This is a genomic window from Psychrobacter sp. NZS113 (assembly GCF_015864825.1).
Lineage (GTDB): Bacteria > Pseudomonadota > Gammaproteobacteria > Pseudomonadales > Moraxellaceae > Psychrobacter.
In genome coordinates this window covers 1-500 of sequence record NZ_JADYWL010000054.1, presented here as the reverse complement: position 1 = coordinate 500, position 500 = coordinate 1, and the positions used below count along the sequence as shown (strand labels likewise).

The following is a 500-nucleotide window of genomic DNA, read 5'->3' as shown; positions in this document are numbered from 1 at the left end:
AGCGGTACGTTTACCTCTCCTGCCAGTAAATTAGTTATTGTGCTATTCATTAAAGCTACGTCGTGAGTTCCCGGTACTCCGCGAGTAGTAAAAAGAGGATGTACGTCTTTGGCAAGCTCAGTACGTGCTTGTTTTGCTAAATAAAAGTCATCAATTGACAATGCTACACTGTTAAGTGGTGTGTTTTTAGAAAACCACGTAACTAAAAAATCTGCGAGTGTTGTTTTTCCTGAGCCTTGGCATCCATTTATGGCAACAAAAATAGGAGTATTTGTTTTTTTAGATTCGAGGATGTCATGCGCAAGTGGAACAAAATATTGCTCACTCAAATATTGATACTTTAAAGGCAGTTGGTGTTTTGCTAAAAACGGGGTTATATCCACAATATTGGCCTCTGACATAGTAACTCCTTTGCATACGATGCGTTCTGGAAATTAAATGCAGATACTAGACCATTATTATTTTTGTATATTTATTAATAGGTTAAAAAAATAGCGCAT

At 36.6% G+C, this 500-nt stretch carries 1 protein-coding gene; it reads right to left on the bottom strand.

All coding sequences use genetic code 11. From position 1 onward, the window contains the following. A partial coding sequence (locus I6E61_RS14100) for a hypothetical protein (RefSeq protein ID WP_197135316.1) occupies positions 1–401 on the bottom strand: 401 nt, incomplete at its 3' end. Between the last annotated feature and the right edge of the window lie 99 nt (positions 402–500).